The sequence below is a fragment of the Lysinibacillus sp. ACHW1.5 genome (assembly GCF_022014815.1).
Lineage (GTDB): Bacteria > Bacillota > Bacilli > Bacillales_A > Planococcaceae > Lysinibacillus > Lysinibacillus capsici.
In genome coordinates this window covers 311,324-333,225 of the sequence record NZ_CP091777.1, presented here as the reverse complement: position 1 = coordinate 333,225, position 21,902 = coordinate 311,324, and the positions used below count along the sequence as shown (strand labels likewise).

At 37.4% G+C, this 21,902-nt stretch carries 18 protein-coding genes; 5 read left to right on the top strand and 13 right to left on the bottom strand.

What is annotated here, in order from left to right:
- Window positions 1–261: 261 nt before the first annotated feature.
- Both L6W14_RS01575 and L6W14_RS01570 read left to right on the top strand, forming a co-directional pair.
- A complete protein-coding gene (locus L6W14_RS01575) occupies window positions 262–1,866 on the top strand; it encodes a M20/M25/M40 family metallo-hydrolase (RefSeq protein WP_237899157.1) in 1,605 nt (534 codons plus the stop codon).
- A gap of 101 nt (window positions 1,867–1,967) precedes the next feature.
- Window positions 1,968–3,464 carry an alanine/glycine:cation symporter family protein gene (locus L6W14_RS01570; RefSeq protein WP_237899155.1) on the top strand — a complete coding sequence of 499 codons (1,497 nt, stop codon included), beginning with the start codon at window positions 1,968–1,970 and terminating at the stop codon, window positions 3,462–3,464.
- Between the two features lie 96 nt (window positions 3,465–3,560).
- Here L6W14_RS01570 and L6W14_RS01565 read toward each other — a convergent pair whose 3' ends face one another.
- The 7 genes from L6W14_RS01565 to L6W14_RS01540 form a co-directional block, all read right to left on the bottom strand.
- The gene (locus L6W14_RS01565) at window positions 3,561–4,520 is read right to left on the bottom strand and encodes a methyl-accepting chemotaxis protein (protein WP_237899154.1); all 960 of its coding nucleotides are present in this window, start codon (window positions 4,518–4,520) and stop codon (window positions 3,561–3,563) included.
- A 133-nt stretch (window positions 4,521–4,653) separates the two neighbouring features.
- Window positions 4,654–5,838: an NAD(P)/FAD-dependent oxidoreductase gene (locus L6W14_RS01560; RefSeq protein ID WP_131522422.1), complete on the bottom strand. Its 1,185-nt coding sequence runs from the start codon at window positions 5,836–5,838 to the stop codon at window positions 4,654–4,656.
- A 45-nt stretch (window positions 5,839–5,883) separates the two neighbouring features.
- Entirely contained in the window at window positions 5,884–6,312 is a 429-nt protein-coding gene (locus L6W14_RS01555; protein WP_004227758.1) for a helical membrane plugin domain-containing protein, read from the bottom strand.
- 83 nt (window positions 6,313–6,395) lie between these two features.
- Window positions 6,396–6,527, bottom strand: a complete 132-nt coding sequence (locus tag L6W14_RS23005) for a hypothetical protein (RefSeq protein WP_255349861.1) — start codon at window positions 6,525–6,527, stop codon at window positions 6,396–6,398.
- Window positions 6,528–6,621: 94 nt separating this feature from the next.
- Window positions 6,622–6,789 carry a helix-turn-helix domain-containing protein gene (locus L6W14_RS01550; RefSeq protein WP_256451371.1) on the bottom strand — a complete coding sequence of 56 codons (168 nt, stop codon included), beginning with the start codon at window positions 6,787–6,789 and terminating at the stop codon, window positions 6,622–6,624.
- Window positions 6,790–6,844: 55 nt separating this feature from the next.
- The gene (locus L6W14_RS01545) at window positions 6,845–7,141 is read right to left on the bottom strand and encodes an AraC family ligand binding domain-containing protein (RefSeq protein WP_237899150.1); all 297 of its coding nucleotides are present in this window, start codon (window positions 7,139–7,141) and stop codon (window positions 6,845–6,847) included.
- Between the two features lie 184 nt (window positions 7,142–7,325).
- Window positions 7,326–7,946, bottom strand: coding sequence for a TetR/AcrR family transcriptional regulator (locus L6W14_RS01540; RefSeq protein ID WP_131522420.1), 621 nt, complete (start codon window positions 7,944–7,946; stop codon window positions 7,326–7,328).
- A 124-nt stretch (window positions 7,947–8,070) separates the two neighbouring features.
- Between L6W14_RS01540 and L6W14_RS01535 the strand changes: the two genes are divergently transcribed.
- From L6W14_RS01535 to L6W14_RS01525, 3 genes are all read left to right on the top strand, one after another.
- Window positions 8,071–10,257 (top strand): MMPL family transporter, encoded by a 2,187-nt coding sequence (locus L6W14_RS01535; protein ID WP_237899146.1) that lies wholly within the window; start codon window positions 8,071–8,073, stop codon window positions 10,255–10,257.
- 141 nt (window positions 10,258–10,398) lie between these two features.
- Window positions 10,399–11,259: a PucR family transcriptional regulator gene (locus tag L6W14_RS01530; RefSeq protein WP_237899142.1), complete on the top strand. Its 861-nt coding sequence runs from the start codon at window positions 10,399–10,401 to the stop codon at window positions 11,257–11,259.
- Window positions 11,260–11,365: 106 nt separating this feature from the next.
- The gene (locus L6W14_RS01525) at window positions 11,366–12,448 is read left to right on the top strand and encodes an ABC transporter ATP-binding protein (protein ID WP_131522417.1); all 1,083 of its coding nucleotides are present in this window, start codon (window positions 11,366–11,368) and stop codon (window positions 12,446–12,448) included.
- Between the two features lie 181 nt (window positions 12,449–12,629).
- Here L6W14_RS01525 and L6W14_RS01520 read toward each other — a convergent pair whose 3' ends face one another.
- From L6W14_RS01520 to murQ, 6 genes are all read right to left on the bottom strand, one after another.
- Entirely contained in the window at window positions 12,630–18,140 is a 5,511-nt protein-coding gene (locus L6W14_RS01520; RefSeq protein ID WP_237899141.1) for an InlB B-repeat-containing protein, read from the bottom strand.
- 45 nt (window positions 18,141–18,185) lie between these two features.
- Window positions 18,186–18,710, bottom strand: coding sequence for a phage tail protein (locus tag L6W14_RS01515; RefSeq protein ID WP_066038390.1), 525 nt, complete (start codon window positions 18,708–18,710; stop codon window positions 18,186–18,188).
- Window positions 18,711–18,729: 19 nt separating this feature from the next.
- On the bottom strand, window positions 18,730–19,230 hold the full coding sequence (locus L6W14_RS01510; RefSeq protein ID WP_131522416.1) for a phage tail protein: 501 nt from the start codon (window positions 19,228–19,230) through the stop codon (window positions 18,730–18,732).
- Window positions 19,231–19,242: 12 nt separating this feature from the next.
- Complete coding sequence (locus tag L6W14_RS01505) at window positions 19,243–19,749, bottom strand: phage tail protein (protein WP_131522415.1); 507 nt, start codon at window positions 19,747–19,749, stop codon at window positions 19,243–19,245.
- 293 nt (window positions 19,750–20,042) lie between these two features.
- Entirely contained in the window at window positions 20,043–20,930 is an 888-nt protein-coding gene (locus tag L6W14_RS01500; RefSeq protein ID WP_193767444.1) for a MurR/RpiR family transcriptional regulator, read from the bottom strand.
- Window positions 20,931–20,981: 51 nt separating this feature from the next.
- Entirely contained in the window at window positions 20,982–21,887 is a 906-nt protein-coding gene (gene murQ, locus L6W14_RS01495) for an N-acetylmuramic acid 6-phosphate etherase (protein WP_131522413.1), read from the bottom strand.
- Window positions 21,888–21,902: the final 15 nt, after the last annotated feature.

Genomic DNA, 21,902 nt, shown 5'->3' with positions numbered 1-21,902 from the left:
ACTAATTTTTATGCATATAAATAGATGCTACATGAAATATATACATAGTTCCACTCAATTAGCGCAGAAAATTACGAGTATTCACAAAAATTCAAATTGACAATTTGTTGTTTTGCATTTACGATGAATTTATATTCCACTATGTAGATTTAATTTCACATAGCGGAATATAAATGATAGTAAAAATGCATTTCTATTCTAATTATCTATTTGTATCATCTTGAAAATAAAATACTTTACTATAAAAAAGGAGCAAAAATTATGAATACTTTTATGTGGGATACACCCGAAAAACTACGTGCCCTATTATGTGAGCTTGTGAGCTGGGAAAGCCGAACATTAACGGAGGGCGAAAATAAATTTGCCTTTCGCTTAAAAGATAAATTGTTAACGCTTCCATATTTTGAAAAGCACCCAGACTTGATTGAATTACATGATGCTGGACTTGGCAGGAATGCAGTGACAGCCTTCTATAAGCATCCAACGGCAACTGAAACTGTTGTGTTAATCAGTCACTTTGATACCGTGCATACGGAGGAATATGGTGAACTAGAGCCGTTAGCCTTTTCTCCAGAAGAACTAACGAAAAAGCTAATGGAACCTAAATACCTAAAAGATTTACCAGAGGCAGCTCGCATTGATTTGGCGTCTGGAAATTATTTATTTGGACGCGGCACAATGGATATGAAAATGGGTCTTGCCTTACACATGCAGTTGATCGAAAAGGCAAGCTTTGAGCAATGGCCGATTAATTTGATTTTAACAACGGTCCCTGATGAGGAAGTCAACTCTGCTGGTATGAGAGCGGCTGTTGTGGAGCTGGTGAGACTGCGGGAACAGCATGGCTTAACCTATAAATTATTTTTAAATAGTGAGCCATCGTTTTCACAAGGGCCATCGGATACGAATGAATATATTTATTCAGGTACAATTGGTAAAATCATGCCTGCTGCTTTGTTCTATGGAAAAGAGACACATGTCGGCGAGCCATTAAAAGGGATGACGGCTCCCTTTATCGCTTCCTATATGACACAGCATATGGAGTGGAATCCCCTTTTCCGTGAAACAGATTTAGGCGAAAGCACACCACTACCCGTCTCTCTACAATTAAAAGATTTAAAAATGGAGTATTCTACACAAACACCATACCGTGCGGCGGCACTTTACAATGTCTTTTTGTTAAAACGTACAGCGGCTGAGGTGATGGCTATTTTTGAGGAAGTTGCGTTACAGGCAATGGCTGCATGCAATGCGCACTATCAGGACATTTGTACACGAGAAAATGTTCAGGGTGTGGGCAAGGTAAAGGTCTTACGCTACGAGGCATTATTGGAGCATGCGATCCATAAGCTAGGAGCTGAGGAAGTACAAGCAATTAAGCAGCAGGTTCAGCAGCATCGTGCATGGGATGATCGTGAGAAATCCATTCGCATTGTGGATCAGCTCATGATTCGCTGTCAGGAATTAGCACCTGCCACAGTTCTGTTATATGCACCCCCTTACTATCCAGCCATTAATTCATCCAACCATCCGTTAGTGAAACAGTCGATTGAATTAATGAAGCAAACAGCTCAAACATTTGATATTGAGGTGGAGCAGATCCACTACTTTAACGGAATTTGTGATTTAAGCTATGTCAACTATTCAGATGCATCCAATGAGTGGCTAGCATTTGAACGGAACACACCTGTATGGGGCGATACGTACCATATTCCATTCAAAGAGATGGCAGCATTACAAGGTCCTGTCTTAAATGTCGGGCCATTTGGTAAGGATGCCCATCAAAAAACAGAACGTTTGCATGTGGATAGTGCGTTTAAAGAGATGCCTATTATGATTGATACATTGATTAAAAGTTTATTTTAAGTAAAAAGAAACTTCATTCAAAGAAGCTTTCATATCCTTTCATTTGAATTGTTACCTAATAATCTAAGATGACACAGTACAAAATAGAAAGAGGTTGTTATATGGATTTTGCCGCTTTAACAGGTAAAATAGCAGGGATTATCTGGAGTAATGCATTAGTTTATCTTTGCTTAGGAGCTGGCGTTTACTTTTCGCTTATTATGAAGTTTCCACAGTTGCGTCTCTTCAAAGATATGATTAAACAATTATTTAATAGAAAAACTTCGGCAAATGGCGTTTCATCTTTTCAAAGCTTTGCAATGGCATTGGGTGGACGTGTCGGTATTGGGAATATCGCTGGTGTAGCTACTGCAATTTATTTTGGAGGACCAGGTGCTATCTTTTGGATGTGGGTCATTGCCTTTTTAGGAGCTGGTGCTGCCTATATTGAGTCCTCGTTAGCCCAGGTTTGGAAACAAGAAATCGCAGGAGAGTATCGTGGAGGGCCAGCATACTATATTGAGAAAGGGTTAAAAAATAAGCCTTTTGCTATATTATTTGCTATCGCTACAATTATAGCAACTGGTTTCACTGGCTCAGGTGTTCAAGCCTTTAATATTGCTGATTCTACAAAAAATGCCTTCGGGATTTCACCAATAATTACAGGTATTATTGTTTCAGCAATATTTGGATTTGCTATTTTTGGCGGTATTAAAAGGGTTGGAAAAGTTGCAGAATATGCAGTACCATTTATGGCAACTGCTTACATACTTCTTGCATTCATTATTTTATTGATCAATATAAAAGAAGTACCTGCAATATTTGCTTTAATTTTCAGCTCTGCCTTTAATTTAAATGCTGCATTCGGTGCTGTTTTTGGAAATGCAATTATGTGGGGAGTAAAAAGAGGGGCTTATTCAAATGAAGCAGGTCAAGGTACCGGAGCACAGGCAGCTGGTACCGCAGAAGTATCTCATCCTGCTAAACAAGGGCTTGTCCAAGCATTCTCGGTATATGTAGATACACTACTTGTTTGTACAGCTACAGCCATTATGATCATCTCCACAGGCAGTTACAATATTGCCCATCCTAATGGGGGATTTTTGGTTGAGAATCTACCAGGAGTTGAAGCAGGTACTGCATTCGCACAAGAAGCAATTAACTCATTCATTCCTGGTTTAGGAAGTCCTTTTGTTGCTATCGCAGTATTTTTCTTTGCAATAACTACTATGCTTGCTTTTGGGGTATACACGGAAAGTAATGTTGCTTACTTATTTAGAAACAATAAAAACTTTGCTACTATTGCTATTATCGTAAAAGTACTACTAGTGATTTCTATCTTTTTTGGAACGATTCGTTCCTCATCAACTGCTTGGAATCTTGCTGATATCGGTGTAGGTACACTTGCATGGTTAAACCTAATTGCTATTATCTTATTAACAAAGCCAGGTATAGCTACATTAAGAGATTATGAAGAGCAAAAGAAGTTGGGGCTTGACCCAGTCTTTATTCCCGAAAGATGTGGAATTAAAGATGCTGAATTGTGGAATGAAATAACTGAAAAAAACTATCCAGATCAATTAGCCGCATTAAAAGAAAAGGTTGGCGACTTGAAATAATTAAATGAACCCTGTAGTAGTCACTAAGAAGTTGAAAAGTTGCTGCTATGCAGGGTTCTTGCTTTTTAAATTTCCATAGAATTTAAGGTAGATTATCTACCTTTCAGTTGGGAAATGCTTTACTTGATCAACTGCCTCTAATAATTTTCTTGTTACAATTTCTGATTCATCAATATGGCTTGTTAGAACGCGATTTGTTTCATCAAATAAGGCTGTCGTTCTATTAAATTTATGCATAACATCTTCGTTTGATAGTTTTTGATCTTTAATTGATGCTAATAGCTCATTTATTCCTGTTTGAACATTTGTCATAATGTGCAGCAATTGATCAATTTTTACTGATGTTTTAGCACTTTTATCAATGCCTTCCGTTACTAGCTGCATGTTATTTTTATTATCCTCATAAGCAAGTCCAATTTGTTCTTCTATTTTCTTGGTTAAATTAGCAATATCTTCTGTGCTTGTTTTCGTATTTTCAGCTAATTTGCGAACTTCCTCGGCAACAACCGAAAATCCTTTACCATGCTCTCCTGCTCTTGCTGCCTCAATAGACGCATTCAAAGCTAGTAAATTGGTTTGATTTGATATTTCACCAATAACATTTACAATTTCTGCTATTTGCTTTGAGCGCTCACTTAAATTACTCATGCTTAAAGACGTTTTTTGAGACTGCTCCCCCAACGCATCAATTAAATGCTCTACTTCCTGAACAGCCTGCTTACTTTCAACCGATAATGTCATCATTTGATCCGAGGAAGAGATTAATAAATTGCCTTTATCTAGGGCATTTTCAGAAATTTTATTGGATTGAATTGTGCTATCCTCAACTTTATTAAACTCTCCTACAATATCAGCGACCATTTCTCCTAAAATAGTATGCTGGTCATTTACCTTGTTATGTTGTTCAATAGTTTCAATGATTTCCTTATGTAACTCATTTAAAAAAATTTGAAATTCATGATCTTTCTTATCCAGCTTTGCATTCAGTTCATCAATTTTAGCCTTAAATTGCTCTAAATCTACTTTTTTTGATTGAAACATTGTTAACACAGCCATCACCTCAGAAAATAGAATATTAAATATGTATTTATTTTACTGGATTTAAAGTAATTAATATACATCTTTAGAAAAAAACAAACACTCCCTACTAACAACGACATAGCGTGATAGTAGGGAGTGTTTTGTTTTTTTAATAGGCTAAACCAAATAAAGCTTTAATATGTGTTAAGTAACGAATATTAGAAGCTTCTTTCATTAATGTTGCAGGAAGGCCTTTAAGCTCTGTGTTGCTCGCACCAATTGTAGCAACAGCATCTTTACGACCTAAGCTTGCAAGTGTGCCAGAGTTTACAGCTGAGAATGCTTTCATATCTTGGTTTTTGTATTGTGCAAATACATTATAACCAGCACATTCACCCATTTGCCATGCAACTTGTGCTGTTGGAGCGTATAGTGGACGACCTCCATCAGCTGGTAGTGCAACAGATGCATCACCAATAACAAAAACATCTTCGTGAGATGTAGATTGTAAGAATTCATTAATCGTTGCTTTTCCACGATCAGCAGCTAGACCTGATTCGCCTACGATTGGAAGTGGAGCTACCCCACCCGTCCAAACAAGTGTATTTGCAACAATTGGTTCACGGTCTTTTAAAGAAATAACGTTGCCGTCAACACCTGTTACTGGTGTACCTGTAATAAATTCTACGCCACGTTTAGTTAAGCTTTCAGTAGCGCGTTGGATAAGTGTATCTGGAAGAACTGGCAAGATTTTTGGACCAGCTTCAACAAGTTTAATTTTAAGATCAGCAAAATTAACACCATGTTTTGCAGCAATTTTCGGGAAGTTGTCCACGATTTCACCAACAAGCTCAACACCTGTTAAACCGCCACCACCAATAACGATTGTTGCATCTGCTTCATTTTTAGATTGTGCATATGCTTTAATGCGATCTTCAATATGTTTGTTGATTTTATTGGCATCATTTACCGATTTAAGAACCATAGAGTTTTCTTCTAATCCTGGGATACCAAAGAATCCAGTTTGGCTACCTAAAGATACTACAAGTGTGTCGTACGTTAATGTATAACCATTATCTAGATCAACTTTTTTAGTATCTACATTGAATTTGGATACTTTCGCAATGTGCAGGTCAATATCTAAACCTTTAAAGATTTTTTTAAGTGGTAATGCAACAGCACCTTCTGCAATTGTACCACCAGCTAAACGGTGAAGCTCAGTGATAATTTGGTGTGTTGGGAATTGGTTTACTACAGTAATTTTAGCTTCATCAGCTGATAGATACTTACGTGCTGTTAATGCAGTTAAAACGCCAGCGTAACCTGCACCTAAGATGACGATTTCTTTTGACATGATTAATTAATCCTCCGTCCTTACGAATTGAATTTACCTTGAGTCTTATTTGGCTTTGCGTTCTGAGCTTACTTGTAAGAAAGCATTAACAAAACGGAAAACATTTTGAACTTGAGGGTCTTTTAACATTTTCACAAGACCGAATAAACCAATTACTTCATGGCTTTCAGATGCACGGTCTTTCGCTTCAATTGCAGTTGCTGCAAGGTTTTTCGCAGAGCCAACTACAGGACCAGCGATTTCTGTTACTGCTCCAACAGTATCGTTTTTAAGCACTTCGTCTGTTGCAACAGCTTGAGCAAACTCATATGATTTCGTTAATAATGTCATCATTTCAGTTAACTTCGGTAATTGCTCAACTAAAGTTGTAAGTGATTCTTGAACTTCAGGCTTTAATAATTGATCTAGTACATCTAATTGCTCTTTACTCACAGTTACTTGTTCAGCCTGTGTTTGGTTATTCGTTTCTGACATTTTGAACTCTCCTTTGCCATCACTAGTACTATTTTTTATTACTTACATGTAAAAAAGACCATTAAGGTAAAACTTAACAGTCGTTACAGCGTATATCTTACACAATCACCAGTCACAAGGGCTGGATAGCGATTCGTATGACTTGTTATTACAATGTTTACTTTAAATCGCAAAAAGCGCATCATAATACCATCCTTATCTTGTCTTGGTGACATTACAACCTTCATTATAAGACTGTTTGTACATTATTTCAATGAGCTATATCACAATTTCGACAATCTTTTCAAAATTCATTGATTTCATCAACTATTAACTGTCTTGCCATAATAAATTTTCCAACGCATCATAATTTTTAATGATCATTCTTTTTCCTATCATCTCTATATCCCTTTCTCTTTGGAAAGCAGATAAACGACGGCTTTCGATTTCTCTAGTAGTATTCAATAGGGACGCTAAATCTTTTTTGTTAGTGTCAATAAAAATGTGTCACTCTTGGCTAACAAAGCAGATTTTAGAATACAGGAGCTTTTCTTTATTTTAATTTAATGATAATAACACGAACGTCTGTAATTGCTTCTAAGCTGTGCTTTTCAGATGGTTTTAAAGTTAAAATTGTATCTTGTGTTAAAATTTCCTCCACCCCTTCAACAAGAAAGCGAACTTCACCAAATTGAACAATAATTAGCACTTCATTGTCCGCATGATGCTCAGGAATTTTTTCACCTGCACGCAGTTGAATGTTTAAAATATCTGCACCAGCGATACTCCCTAATTTACCAATATGTTTTGTCTTTTCTTCTAGCATTGCTTGGATTGGTATAATTGTCATTGTCATTCCTCCATTACACTGTTGTCCATAGTTTTAGGTTTCTTTTTGATTTACGATGTTCCACTACTTTCTAGGCCACACCCCCACTATAATGAAGAATCGCTCTGATTGTCTGTGACTTGCATCACTAAAAAAGAAGTATCCCAAATGAATGAGATAACTCCTTTTATAAACCTATTTTGTGTTAACGTTTTTCAACAGAAAGCCAGAAGAAATTTGTTACTTCCTTTGCCGTCACATCTACTGAGCCTAGCAAAGTTTTACCATCGCCATCTTTAAAATACCCTACAGTCATTAATGCCATAAAGTTATGAGCGAAAAACTTTGCATTTCCTTTTCGAATTGTGCCCTTTTCCATCTCTTCCTGCATAGCATGCTCTATTGTTTGATACATACCATTTTCGGATGCTTGAACTTGTCTCAGCTGCGATTCGGATAGATTGATGGTAGCCTCTTTCATAAAATTTTTCATATCAATATCGATAGTGGCTGATAAATGAACCTCAACGAGCTGTTCAAGTCGTTCTTTAAATGGTTTAGGCTGCTCTAAAATTTGTAGAATAGATAGTTTGATACGATCCATCATAGCGATTAAAGCAGATGTATATAAATCCCCTTTAGTTGGGTAGTAGTAATAGACAGTCGCCTTTGTTACGTTACAAGCCTTTGCTACATCCTCCATTGAAATATTTTTGTAGCCCTCTTTAATAAAAAGTCCTGTGGCTGTTTCAAGGACAATATCTTTTGTAGGTTTCGCATTTTCATCATGGCGAGGTCTCCCGAGAACACGCGGTGATTGTTTCAACAAGTTCGCCTCCTTAATTAAGCATTCTTTTTACGCATATTATAACATATTAATATTTATGGATTGATTAATTAACCTTCTAGTATATATAATTAAATCACTTACATGAAATGGGGGTCTTTTGATGAAAAAACATCCACTTGAGCAATGGGGCTCAATGGTTGCAAGTAAAAAGGGAAGATTATTAGCACTAGCTTTTTGGGTGCTACTAGTAGTTGTATTGTCATTTGCTTGGCCACAAATCAATAGTATAGAAAGTGAGTCAGGCAAAAATTTACCTGATACGGAAATGTCTGAGCAAGCTGCGTCCATCATTGCAGAGCAATTTCCTAATGATGCTGGCACACCTCTATTGTTGGTGTGGCATCGCGAAAATGGCTTAACACCTGATGATTTTTCGGCTATACAAGGTGTATACAACGAGCTGCAAGCAAAGCCCTTAGCCCATCAAACAATGGTTCCACCATTTAATCAAATGCCGCCTCAGGCTTTAATGGCTTCCGCTTCCGAAAATGGTACAACAATTGTTACACCTGTGTTTTTTGAAAAAGGTGTCGCAACAGATATGCTACAGGATAGTTTAGATAAGCTGACAAAAATTATGGAAGGCTATCAAGTCCAATTAGATGATAAATTATCAAGCGATGCACTCCATGTGCGCTATTCTGGACCAGTGGGTATTGCCACTGATGCTGTCAGTTTATTTTCACAAGCAGATGTGAAGCTATTGATCGCAACTGTATTACTCGTTTTAGTATTACTTATTATTATTTATCGTTCTCCATTGCTAGCTATTATTCCTTTAATTGTTGTAGGGCTTGCCTATGGTGTAATTAGCCCGACACTTGGTTTTTTTGCTGAACAGGGATGGATAGATAAAGATTCACAGGCAGTTTCCATTATGACTGTTTTACTTTTTGGTGCAGGTACTGACTATTGTTTATTTTTAATTTCAAAATATAGAGAAATACTCTTTGATGTTGAGGATAAGACGGTCGCAATGAAGCTAGCTGTTAAAGAATCGGGTGGTGCTATTTTAATGAGTGCCCTAACAGTGGTTATAGGTTTAGCGACCCTTAGTCTTGCCCATTATGGCGCATTTCAACGCTTTGCCGTACCATTTAGTTTTGGTGTGCTTGTCATGGGGATCGCAGCACTTGTTGTCCTACCTGCAATTCTTGTCCTAATTGGGCGAGTAGCGTTCTTCCCCTTCACTCCTCGAACGGAGGAAATGGCCAATAAAAAGGGCAAGAAACAGCATAAGCCTTCACATAAGATCAGTCATAAAATTGGTCATTTTGTTACCCATAAACCTTGGGTCGTTATCGCTGTAACTGTAATCTTACTTGGAGGGTTAGCCGCATTTGTTCCACGAATTCAATATACATTTGATTTGCTTTCATCCTTCCCAAAAGATATGCCGTCTAGAGAAGGATTTACATTAATAGAAGAGAATTTTTCGCCTGGAGAGTTAGCACCTGTTCAATTAGTAATAGATACAGAAGGTACTGATATTAATATCCAGCAACAACTTGAAGCTATCTCTTATATTGATAGTGTGGCAGATGTACAAATTGGCGAAAAAAATAAGAACATACACTTGTATGAACTCAATTTCAATGCCAACCCATATGCACAGGAGTCATTAGCTCATATTCCTGAACTACAAAAAGAGGTTATTAAAATACTAGAGGCACAAGGTCTCAACAACGCTGAGAAGCATGTTTGGCTTGGTGGAGAAACAGCTAGTCAATATGATACACAACAAATAACCAAGCGAGATGAAACAGTAATCATGCCAACCATGATTGCCTTAATCGCGTTATTATTATTTGTCTATTTACGTTCTATTACAGCAACGGTTTATCTATTAGCGACTGTTATTATTTCCTATTTTGGGGCATTAGGTGCTGGATGGTTAATCTTACATCATATCATGGGGGCCGAAGCAATTTCTGGAGCAATTCCATTGTATGCTTTCGTGTTCTTAGTAGCTCTCGGAGAGGATTATAATATCTTTATGATCTCAGAAATTTGGAAAAAGCGTAAAACCACTGACCATTTAACAGCTGTAGAAGAAGGTGTTGTCCGAACAGGAAGCGTTATTACATCTGCTGGACTCATCCTAGCAGGTACATTTGCGGTGCTGGCAACATTACCGATTCAAGTGCTTGTTCAATTTGGTGTTGTGACAGCCATTGGTGTATTGCTCGATACATTTATTGTAAGACCATTACTTGTACCAGCCATCACAACAGTACTAGGTAAATATGCTTTTTGGCCAGGTAAGTTATTTAAAAAAGATGCCTAAATAGATAACACGGACATTAGCTAGGTGTGATTGTCATACATGCTCATGTCCGTGTTTTTTCTATTAATACTATAAGCATTTCATCATATAATTATAGTAAATTAACCTTATGACATTCTATTTAAATAAGGAGTGGCATGCATGGATCTACAAAAATTACAGCAACGTTTCCCATTATTAAGCCCCTTCTCAGGTAAAACTGATAAAAATTATGTATTTAATTTCGACAATCAGCTATACGAAATTCCCATACACACAATGACACAAAATGAATATGAGCTATTGCGAATATTCTCAGGCCCCACTGTCTTATACGATAACTATGATATGATTTGGCTTGATTATTTTACAGATAAAACAGATATTGCTCCAACTAATCTTCCTATGCATCGTTTGTTATTTCTTCATTTTGATAAAGACTTTACCACATCTACATTATTGCGTTCAGTCTTTGAAGCTTTACTTGGGAAGGATATTATACTGCTATCGCTTCAACCACAATTATTTGTCATAATCGAATGTATCGACTGCAATGAGCTTTTAGATTTGGCTCATTATGTTAATCCCCTAATGGCAGACTTAGAGACTCATTTTAAGATTTTTGTTTCTGATATTATACACAACATCACCACGACCAAGGAACGATTTAGCTGGTATGTTCACCTTCTACCATCCATTTGGACTTATACACCAAAGCATGTACTCACACAGCAAGAGCTTTTAGTACCATATGTAACGCAGCATCTAGCCTATCAAGAGAAAGAGATTTTTATCTCCTCTATCCTAAAAAGAGCCACTTCTCAGCCAGAATTACTCCATACAATCAAGAAATTGATTGAATGCGATGGAAACATTACATTAGCATCTAAAAAGATGTATATGCACCGTAATACCTTACAAAATCGCTTAGAAAAATTTCAACAAATGACGCAAAAGGATATTCGGCAATTTTCCCATCGACTAGAAGTTTATCTCGCAATTATTTTCTTAGAATCACTTTAAGACCAACTGCACAAATTATGCCTTCAACACTGTGCAAGCTTTCCATATCACTCTATTCTAAAGTCATTTACAATGAAAATATGACTTGTAAAGGGGTGCAGTATGTATGGCGGAATTACGGTTAGAGCATATCTATAAGATTTACGATAAAAATATCCAGGCCGTAACTGATTTTAATTTGCATATCCATGATAAAGAATTCATTGTGTTTGTAGGCCCTTCTGGCTGTGGTAAGACCACAACTTTACGTATGATTGCTGGCTTAGAGGATATATCAAAGGGAGAACTATACATTGACGATGTTTTCATGAATGATGTGGAATCAAAAGATCGTAGCATTGCAATGGTATTTCAAAGCTATGCTTTATATCCACATATGACAGTCTATGATAATATGGCATTTAGCTTAAAGCTACGAAAGGTCGATAAAAAGGAAATAGATCGTCGTGTTAAAGAAGCTGCTAAGATTTTAGGATTAGAGGATTATTTAAAAAGAAAACCAAAGGCTCTATCTGGTGGACAACGTCAGCGTGTAGCACTGGGAAGAGCAATTGTCAGAGATGCTAAGGTATTTTTAATGGATGAGCCTCTTTCTAATTTGGATGCCAAATTACGTGTACAAATGCGAGCAGAAATCCAGAAGCTCCATCAACGAATTCAAACGACAACGATCTATGTTACACATGACCAAACAGAGGCTATGACGATGGCTACCCGTCTGGTCGTGATGAAGGATGGCCTTATACAACAAATTGGGACACCTAAAGAAGTATATAATACACCACTTAACATGTTTGTAGCAGGCTTTATTGGCTCACCATCCATGAACCTTTTCCACTGTCGTCTAACAGATACCGAGATTCTTTTAGGCGAGCAAAGCTTCCCTATCCCATCCATGCATTTACCATTGTTAAAGGAAAAAAATTATTTAGGGAAAGAGATTATTATGGGTATACGACCTGAGGATTTACAAATGACTGATGTTATTTCCCCTTACACTTTCACTGCAACAATTGATGTTGCAGAATTACTAGGAGCAGAAACTTATCTCTATTGTTCTTTAGTAAATCAGAATTTTATAGCTCGAGTACAGGCTGATAACAATTTTTATCCATCCGACAAGGTTTTCCTATTTATGAAGGAAGAAAAGATCCATTTCTTTGATCCTCAAACAGAGGAACGTCTTTGAAGCATGCATGCTTCGAATCCACGAGTTCGAGAAGAGAAAGCCAGCTGTATATCTCATTGATAGCAATCAAATTTATATTCAAACTTACACCTGGTACATTTAAATAAAAAATTAATTGATTTCTTCAAACGAATTAAAAGCACGCTAGGCATTATCACCTAGCGTGCTTATTCTATTAATCTTATTTTGCTGCGGCTTGAATCTCAAAGTAAGCCCAATGCTCTTTAGGTATATCCTTGAAGATTTGTTCTGTGTCCTCAGTTGGTATTGGACGATTAAAGATTCGATTCAGTACCTTTACTGCCTGTGCACGTGTTAGTTTCTCTTCAGGTCTAAATTCACCATTGCCTGAGCCAACCATTATACCTATCGCACTTATGCGACTGATTTCTTTTGCTGCCCAATGCGAGAACGCCACATCACGATATGTTTCTCCACTTGCGGTTATTTCACAATACGGGGTATCTGTAGACCCTTCTACACATTGCTTATCAATCCATCTCACAGCAATAACCGCCATTTCGGCTCTAGTAATCATTTCATTCGGCCCGAATGAACGATCATGACGTCCTTGCATAATTCCTTCTGTACGAATATATTCAATATCGTTTTTTGCCCATGAAGTAGCTGTATCTGCATAAAATAGGTTAGACGCTTCAGGTACATGATTGCCACTTAGGTTTCTTGCCAACATTGCTGCCATTTGGGCACGAGTGACATTTGTATTCGGACGGAAAGTGCCATCTGTATAGCCATGAATATAGGAAGCAAATGTGCTGTCTACCTCTATTGATTCTTTCTCTGGTTGCACTTCTTCCTGCGGTTGTTCTACATAAAGGAGAGAAAATGTAGAAAAGTGCTCTACATCAAAGACTATACCTGTTTGCCCTCTCGTAAATTCTGCAAAACGCCCACGTATTATTTCAGCTGTTCCATTACTATGTTCTACATAGACCATCATATTTTCTCGTTGAGCTGATGTGAGATTCGCTGGTAATGGTAGTAGCAATGTTACTTGACGGTTTTGTAGATTTGTGTCGATAGATATTGGCTGACCAACGAGTTTTACATTAGCGCCATTACCCTGTTGTAAAACTAGTTCAGCTTGTTTAGCCCGATCCTCGATAGCTTTTTGCCGCAATGCATCCCTAATCGGTACAATTCGGAAGAAAATATCTTCATTGAAATCATTCATTGAAGTAAAAGGAACATCTATTTTGACCATTCCCATAGCTATACTAAAATGTGATTTGCCCTCTATTAGTCGTTTAGCAGCATCTCTATCAAGTATCACCTTTGTTTCACTTGCTGGTGGTTCCATATTAGGGATCACAAGTCGAGATCTTTTATCTTCCTTATTCCCTATGATCCGAAGAAATTCGTTTGCATTTGCAACTGTAAAGTTTACTGTATCTTGAAAGCTACCGTTACTCAATACACGTGTTAACACGGTTTGGAGGAGCACATCATCTGGCATACTTTGATCTACAACATTTATTTTTAACTGATTACTTGGTGCAACAGGATCAGGTGTTGGTGTAGGACTAGGCGTTGATGATCCTCCATCTCCTGGTACATTGTTTTTAGACCACAAAGCATACAAGATCAAATTCCCTTTCCCCATTTGAATCGTTTGCCCAATTTTATAAGTAACACCTTTTCCATCAGCCTTCGTATTCCATCCGACAAATGTATAGCCTGCTTTTATTAAATTACCTGTATTACCCAGTATTATGATAGGGTCCTGATGTTTATACTCCTTTGAATCTGTTGGTACTATCCCCCCATCAGCCCCGTTACTGTCATACGTAACCGTTGCAACAGGATCAGGTGTTGATGATTCTCCATCTCCTGGTACATTGTTTTTAGACCACAAAGCATACAAGATCAAATTCCCTTTTCCCATTTGGATCGTTTGCCCAATTTTATAAGTAACACCTTTTCCATCAGCCTTCGTATTCCATCCGACAAATGTATAGCCTGCTTTTATTAAATTACCTGTATTACCCAGTATTATGATAGGGTCCTGATGTTTATACTCCTTTGAATCTGTTGGTACTATCCCCCCATCAGCCCCGTTACTGTCATACGTAACCGTTGCAACAGGATCAGGTGTTGATGATCCTCCATCTCCTGGTACATTGTTTTTAGACCACAAAGCATACAAGATCAAATTCCCTTTCCCCATTTGAATCGTTTGCCCAATTTTATAAGTAGCACCTTTTCCATCAGCCTTCGTATTCCATCCGACAAATGTATAGCCTGCTTTTATTAAATTACCTGTATTACCCAGTATTGTGATAGGGTCCTGATGTTTATACTGCTTTGAATCTATTGGTACTATCCCCCCATCAGCCCCGTTACTGTCATACGTAACCGTATATATTTGCAGTGCACTAGTCGTAAAATTCCAGGAAGTATTATTAGTAATACCTTTATACGCATTACCTGCTACATCCGTAAATGCACCTGCGTCAATTTGAATGCTGTAAGTGGTGTTATGGGATAAATCCAATGTAGGATTTACTGTCACAGTTTCATTAGTAACAGAAACATTTGCTTGTGTAACAGCAATTGTTTCGACAATTTGGTTGTCTGTAGCATTTCTTATGACAATATTTTTACTAGTTACAGGTAAGACCCTTTCATCAAATGTTAATACAAGATTATCTGCAGGCTGTACAGCAATTGCCTGATGCGCTGGGAAATAGGTTGTTATTTCAGGAGAAATTTTATCAAATATCACAATTGTCCCTGATGAAATCTCGGTTACCTGTAAGCCCTCATTCCCTGCAATATCTTGAAAATCAATTGTAAAACTGATAGGTCCCTCTAAGTCTATGGACTTTAACGTATAGCTTGCTTGCCATGTTTTAGCATCCCCATCACCTTTATCATTTACATTTGCTGTTTGTCCTAGGATTGATACATTCGGTGATTGAATGTCCTCACTTGTCTCAAAGTCGATTGTGATTACATCGTCTACCTTAGCAACTGTTGGATTAGCATTATTTGAAGCCATTGTCACCTTTTTTACTGTTGGCTTTACGCTATCGACAATGACATAGCTTCCATCAGTTACGTCCGTTACCTCTATTGCCGAATTACCTAACAGATCTTTAAAGTTAATTGTAATAGGTGCTGTTCCCTCTAAATCACCATTGACTATAACATATGTTGCCTGCCAGTTTGTGGATGCTCCTGTTACAATAGCAGCTTTCCCCAAAATGGTAATTATAGGTGCTTGTATATCTTTATTTGTTTTCATTGTTAAGGTGATCGTATCTCCTACTTTAGCCTTTGTAGGATCCAGATTATTCGATTTGATCTTTACCTCTACAGCTTTTGGCAGAGCTTTATCAATCACAAATGAAATGGTTGTGGTATTCCTTGCACTATCTGTTACTACCAAATTATAATTTCCAGATGTACTTACAGTGGCTCCACTTGAAAAGGTTGCTCCATTCAGGGTAGCAGTTCCTTCACTAAAACTAATCGTTACATCCGTGTTATAAACACCGTTATTTGTAACCCCTATTATGACTGGTGGTGTTGTATCTAGAACAATTGTATCTGAAAATGTATTTGATATATTGCCAGCAGTATCCCTTAGTTGCATATAAACTGTTTTACTACCTTCTCCATAGGATAAAGTCCAACTTTTCGTAGATATTTTTGACTCCCAACTGGACCAAGTAGTACCATCATTCGAAAAGCGCATTTCTATCGCTTCTCCTTCTAAATCAGTTGCCGTCATTGTTAAGTTAACATTAGTAGAATTTGTATATGCTTCCCCATTATTAATCATAATAGAGCCTGTTGGTGCATTATTTTTAGTAATCTGGATTGTAAACTTCTTGTCAAACGTATTGCCAGCCTCATCTGTTACTCTTATCGTAATCTTATAACTATTTTTCGTATCATATTCAAACGACATATTTGTCTTTAATACATTTCCATCAATCGTAAAGAAGCTTGTATCCCCAGACTGTAATGAATACGTGAATGTTTGCGAGCTTCCTGAATCTGTTGCTGTCAATGTCCCAACAGTTGTACCAATAGGCTTCATTTCTTGTACAGTAGTATTACTAAGACCTATTTCGGTAGGTGGTGTACCATCATAAATTATTTGTAATTCATTTGATGCTTTATTCAATGCACCTCCACTATTTGCAACTATCTTTTCAGGAATTTTGATTTTCACAGCTCCATCAGCAATAGGTGATATAAGAGCTGTATATGTGGTACCACTCCCTGACAGAATTGCCACATTTCCATTTGTAACTTCGATATCCCCAATCATAAAGCCTGTCACTGACTCACTGAATACCAAAGTTATAAGAATTGAATTGCTATTTGTTGGACTAGAATCATTTGGTATAATTATCACTGCTGGACGTGCATTGACGACTAGCTCCATTGTATAGTCAGTACTAAAATCGATACCATCACTTACCTTAAATGTAAAAGATGAAGATGTGCCATTTTCCGTAATATATCTTAAATTACCTGCATCTAAATTAGCCTTACTAATTGTCATACCATTTGTAATAGCTTCCCCACCATCAAATTGCTGATTATTGTTGTTATCAAGAAAGAGCTGTCCGCTATTTGGGATAGTAGAGATTTGAATCTGTTGCAAAGTATCTCCAGCATCTTCATCAGAAAAAGCAAAAGAAGTACTAGTAAATGTATACACTTGACCCTCGTTTACATTTTCGGTTCCATTACTGGATGTCGGTGGTTTATTTAATGCAGTGATTGTTACCTCCTGCATCATATAGGCACTCTTATTGCCATCAATATCTTTGACAATGACATTAAAATAATAGGTTGTATTAGCTACAAGACCTGTAACATTAAAGGAGTTACTATCTTTGGTATAACCGCCTAACGGTGTCCCATTCAATTCTATGGTACTAACCGTATCAATATTGTTACTACTAGATTGATAGACTTGATATTCTAAATCCTCTTGAGCTGTTATATCATCAGATGCTTTAGCCCAGTCCAACTGTACGCCTGAGGTAGTAATATTTGAAGGAGTTATAGCACCATTTGTAATTGTTGGTGGACTATTATTTGGGATATCAATCGTAAATTGGGTAAACGTTAAATCCCATAGTCCCGCCTGTACAGTAGGTATAAAATTTACACTCGCAGTAATGACAAATGAGTTGATTCCTTCTATATTAATAGGAATATCATAAATAGGCTCATGATTTGCAACTGTCTTAAAAATTACAGGATTTCCTTTTGGGTTTCCTGCCCCATCATACCCTTGAATTGTTATGGACAATGCATCGTTTTCAAGATGTTTATTAATCGTATTAATTTTTAATGATTTTAAATCGAAGATCCCACCTGCAAAGCTTTCCCCAGCAGAAATTCTAATTGATTTTGGTGGTGAATATTCATCTGCATCAAAATAATAACCAGCTGGAAATTGTGATCCATTGCTATATGTGAATAAATTAATACCATTATCACCAGGAATACCGCTTACTACAAAGCCATTATTTGTGTCATCTTTCCACGAAGCTTGAGTTAAATCCTGTATACAACTTGGAAAATCTGGCGAATCGCAAGCAGCCGCCTCCACTTTTAAAGGTGAAACGAACCCTAATCCCATCAATTGACTATAAGCGACCAACACCAAACACAGGGTTATGGTTAATATCTTTTTTCCCATTCTATATTCTCCTTCTTGGTTTCACACCCTTCATTTAATGAATCGTTAACTCTTAGGAGGCCATTCCCCATATAAACAAATAATAAAGTTCAGTCCTAAATATGGCTGCATATTGTTATGTGGTTGACTTCCTCCAACAGCATTAACCGTCATTAGATTCATTTGTTTATTTACTTGTGACGTATAAACTGGGACAGTTCCTTTCCCTTGCTGATCTGTCCATATTGCACCCGTTGGATCATTATTAGTGGTTTGAAGATTGTTACAATTTGCTAGATGATTATGACTAGGCATCTCATTTTCCAACAGCGTTACAGAGGGTGCACCACCACTACTCCCTATAATTCTAGGCGTTAAACCTACACCTGTTCCTTGATGAATAGCTGCTCTACCATTTAAATTTGGTAATGCAAAGGTTGTTTTACCATCTCCTCCATATCTGTTACCCAAAATAGCATATAATGCACTATTCGAGGCAATGTTTATTATCTGACCATCACACAAAGCCCAGTCTTTTGGTGCAAAATTACCGCCAAATATTCTAATTTCTCCAATATATGCTTCTGACACTTTGCCCACCTCCTTTTTTCTAATTTCTTGATGGATAAATTCCTACTAAAGCTATGCAGTAATTAGCGACACTGTATGGCTGCATATTTTGATGTGACTGCGAATTTCCTGATGTTGACAATGCTTGCATGTTCATAATAGTATTTGGTTGATTGACAGAATAAATATTATTAGCAGATGTACCCCATACATTTCCAGCAGCCACTTTCAACGTAGCACTTTCTGAACTACCATTAACAATATGTGTATGAGTCGGCATCTCATTAGTTGTTAATACATGTGCTTCTTCTCCTGCTTTTTGTCCACGTGTGATGCTACTGCTTACATGAACTGGGACTCTTCCCCTTAAATCAGGTAATGCAAATGTCGTAGAGCCATTTCCACCATAAGTTGCTCCTAAAATTGAATACAGCGCTTGGTTTGTATTAATTTGCAATATTTGCCCATCGCATCTTGCCCATCCGCTTGGAACTGTCCCAAAGCTAAATAATCGTATTTCACCTACATATTGTTCACTCATCCTTCATACCTCCTATTCTGTTGGATACATACCGTAAAGGGCAATAATGTAACTAATTGTTAAAAACGGCATTACATTGTTATGAGGAGCGTTTCCTCCCACACTTGAAACAATGGCGGCATTCATTGTGCCATTTGGTGGTTGTGTCGAATATTGTATATTTTTTGCCCAAACTGCATTTTCTGGACTAGGTGTTGTGCCATCAAGAGAAGAAGCTTTTACCTGATGTGTATGTGCGGGAAGCTGTGAAGAGATTAAAGTGACGGTTTCCGCCCCTCCCATTTGACCATTGACAAAGGTAGTACCAGTAGTTGGATTCTGTCCTTGATGTACTATAACCCTGCCTTGAAAATTTGGTAATGCAAAGGTTGATTGACCATTTCCCCCGTAGGTTGTGCCAATCAAAGAAAAAAGTATTTCATTTTCGGAAATAGATAATAGTTGACCATTACAAAGAGCCCAGCCATCTGGGGCATAATCACCAGCAAATAATCGAATTTCTCCGACATATTGTTCCATCCTTAAAACCTCCTTACAAAATATTGCTTTACCTAGCACATTACAATAACAAGGTTAAAATTAGGTTAAAAAATGTATTTTTTCCCAAACAGACTAACTCACCTACCATTTAATCCAATATCATTACAATGTTTTTGCTTATAAGAAAGATTTAAGAAAAGTGGGTAATGGCATTACATCTAGCTATCTACCTCCAAACCAGAATTCGTTTTATTTCCGGGAAAGAAAAATATCAAAAGCTATCGAGAGAAAACTTCTCGATAGCTTTTGTCTACAGTCTAAACATACAAACTTTAATATGTTTTTATTTTATTTTTTCTTTTAGCCACTTTTTTATGCAACCTCTGAATAACTGAACGTGTTTCATCTAAATGATCCACTGTTTGCTCATAGGCACTCGTCACTACCCCCATAAATAAAATATCAACGACAAGTAACTGCGCTAGACGTGAGGAAGTGGCACCACTTCTAAAAGTTGCTTCAACATTTGGAGAGACATATAAACAAATGTCTGCTAGGCTAGACACTAGTGAACTACCGTAGCGCGTTAAACTGATTGTAGTGGCTGGTGTTTGGCTAGCTATTTCAAGGATTTTAGCCACTTCGTGCGTTTCTCCGGAGAAGGAGATACCTACTACTACATCCCCCTTCTGTGTATTAACAACGGCTGTAGCGCCTAAATGCAAATCCACAAATGCCCTACTATTTTTATTGATTCGTAAAAATTTTTGGTCTGCATCCATTGCTGCTATACCTGATGCACCCACTCCAAAAAATATAATTTTATCAGCTTGTGATAAGGCCGTTATGGCACGCTCTAATTCAGCAATATTTATTAAATTAGCTGTTTGTGTCAAAATTTCACTACTTTGCGTCGTTACCTTCTCTACAATCGATGGCAACACTTCATTCGCCTCAATATCTCGATCTTCAATTTTAGCATGTTGTAAATCACCAGCAATGCGCAATTTCAGCTCTTGAACACCACTAATATTTAACGATTTACATAGACGAATAACTGCGGCACTACTTGTTTGACTTGCCTCTCCTAGTTCAACCGCTGTCATTTTTATAGCCTGTGTTGGGTGTGCTAATATATAGCTTGCCACCTTTTTTTCGGAGAGTGGAAGCTTTTCGCACATTTCAGCAAGCATAATTAAACCCGCATTTATTTTTTCCATTTTTCCAGCTCCATCTCTAGATAAAAGGAAGTTATCCATGTACCTCCTTCATCAATATTTCTTTAGTGCCACCGCTCTCCGCACATGCCCTTCTGATTGAGCAAGTAATTCCGTCGCCTCTTCAATCGTTGTATTCGTCAGTAGCACCACAATCGCGAGCTTTACTTGATAATTGTTTTGCTCCAGAACACTTTCAGCCTGACTATAAGAAACTCCCGTTACCTCACAGACGATTTGTTTGGCTCTCTCTCGCAATTTAAAATTACTAGCATGAACGTCCACCATTAAATTTTTATAGACCTTTCCAAGTTTAATCATGGTTGTCGTTGTAATCATATTTAATATTTGTTTATGAGCTGTTGCAGCCTTTAGTCTTGTAGAACCTGTTAAAATTTCTGGTCCTGTAATCACCTCTATTGCAATATCTGCATGCTTACTAATAATAGAATGAGCGTTGCTCACTAAGCTGATTGTTTTTGCCCCTAGTTGTTGAGCATAGTTTAATGCTCCTTTGACAAAAGGCGTTCGACCGCTTGCTGCAATCCCTATCACTACATCTCGGTTTGTTAGCTGTTGTTTCTGTAGTTCAAGCTCTCCTAATGAAAGATCATCTTCTGCACCTTCTATGGCAATCATTACTGCATCTGCTCCTCCAGCCAATATTGCCTGCACAAGCTTTGGTGATGTACTAAATGTAGGTGGACACTCTACGGCATCTAGCAAACCAATTCGCCCACTTGTTCCTGCACCAACATAAAATAATCTACCGCCATTCTTTAGTGCATCCACAACAGCTGTGACAGCCTGCTCGATTTCAGGTAAAACCTTTGCTATGGCTAATGGTACTTTTTTATCCTCTTCATTCATCAGCTTTATAATTTCAATAGTGGACATTAAATCTAGATTTGTCGTATCTGGATGATAGCCTTCAGTCGTCAGTTTTGTCATTCGTTCCATTGAAATCAAATCCCT

What these genes read in the sequence shown, in the direction of transcription:
- L6W14_RS01575 (WP_237899157.1), top strand. Translation starts at nt 262, where the DNA reads ATGAATACTTTTATGTGGGATACACCCGAAAAACTACGTGCCCTATTA.
- L6W14_RS01570 (WP_237899155.1), top strand. Translation starts at nt 1,968, where the DNA reads ATGGATTTTGCCGCTTTAACAGGTAAAATAGCAGGGATTATCTGGAGT.
- L6W14_RS01565 (WP_237899154.1), bottom strand. Translation starts at nt 4,520, where the DNA reads ATGGCTGTGTTAACAATGTTTCAATCAAAAAAAGTAGATTTAGAGCAA.
- L6W14_RS01560 (WP_131522422.1), bottom strand. Translation starts at nt 5,838, where the DNA reads ATGTCAAAAGAAATCGTCATCTTAGGTGCAGGTTACGCTGGCGTTTTA.
- L6W14_RS01555 (WP_004227758.1), bottom strand. Translation starts at nt 6,312, where the DNA reads ATGTCAGAAACGAATAACCAAACACAGGCTGAACAAGTAACTGTGAGT.
- L6W14_RS23005 (WP_255349861.1), bottom strand. Translation starts at nt 6,527, where the DNA reads ATGTCACCAAGACAAGATAAGGATGGTATTATGATGCGCTTTTTGCGA.
- L6W14_RS01545 (WP_237899150.1), bottom strand. Translation starts at nt 7,141, where the DNA reads ATGACAATTATACCAATCCAAGCAATGCTAGAAGAAAAGACAAAACAT.
- L6W14_RS01535 (WP_237899146.1), top strand. Translation starts at nt 8,071, where the DNA reads ATGAAAAAACATCCACTTGAGCAATGGGGCTCAATGGTTGCAAGTAAA.
- L6W14_RS01530 (WP_237899142.1), top strand. Translation starts at nt 10,399, where the DNA reads ATGGATCTACAAAAATTACAGCAACGTTTCCCATTATTAAGCCCCTTC.
- L6W14_RS01525 (WP_131522417.1), top strand. Translation starts at nt 11,366, where the DNA reads ATGGCGGAATTACGGTTAGAGCATATCTATAAGATTTACGATAAAAAT.
- L6W14_RS01520 (WP_237899141.1), bottom strand. Translation starts at nt 18,140, where the DNA reads ATGGGAAAAAAGATATTAACCATAACCCTGTGTTTGGTGTTGGTCGCT.
- L6W14_RS01510 (WP_131522416.1), bottom strand. Translation starts at nt 19,230, where the DNA reads ATGAGTGAACAATATGTAGGTGAAATACGATTATTTAGCTTTGGGACA.
- L6W14_RS01505 (WP_131522415.1), bottom strand. Translation starts at nt 19,749, where the DNA reads ATGGAACAATATGTCGGAGAAATTCGATTATTTGCTGGTGATTATGCC.
- L6W14_RS01500 (WP_193767444.1), bottom strand. Translation starts at nt 20,930, where the DNA reads ATGGAAAAAATAAATGCGGGTTTAATTATGCTTGCTGAAATGTGCGAA.
- murQ (WP_131522413.1), bottom strand. Translation starts at nt 21,887, where the DNA reads ATGGAACGAATGACAAAACTGACGACTGAAGGCTATCATCCAGATACG.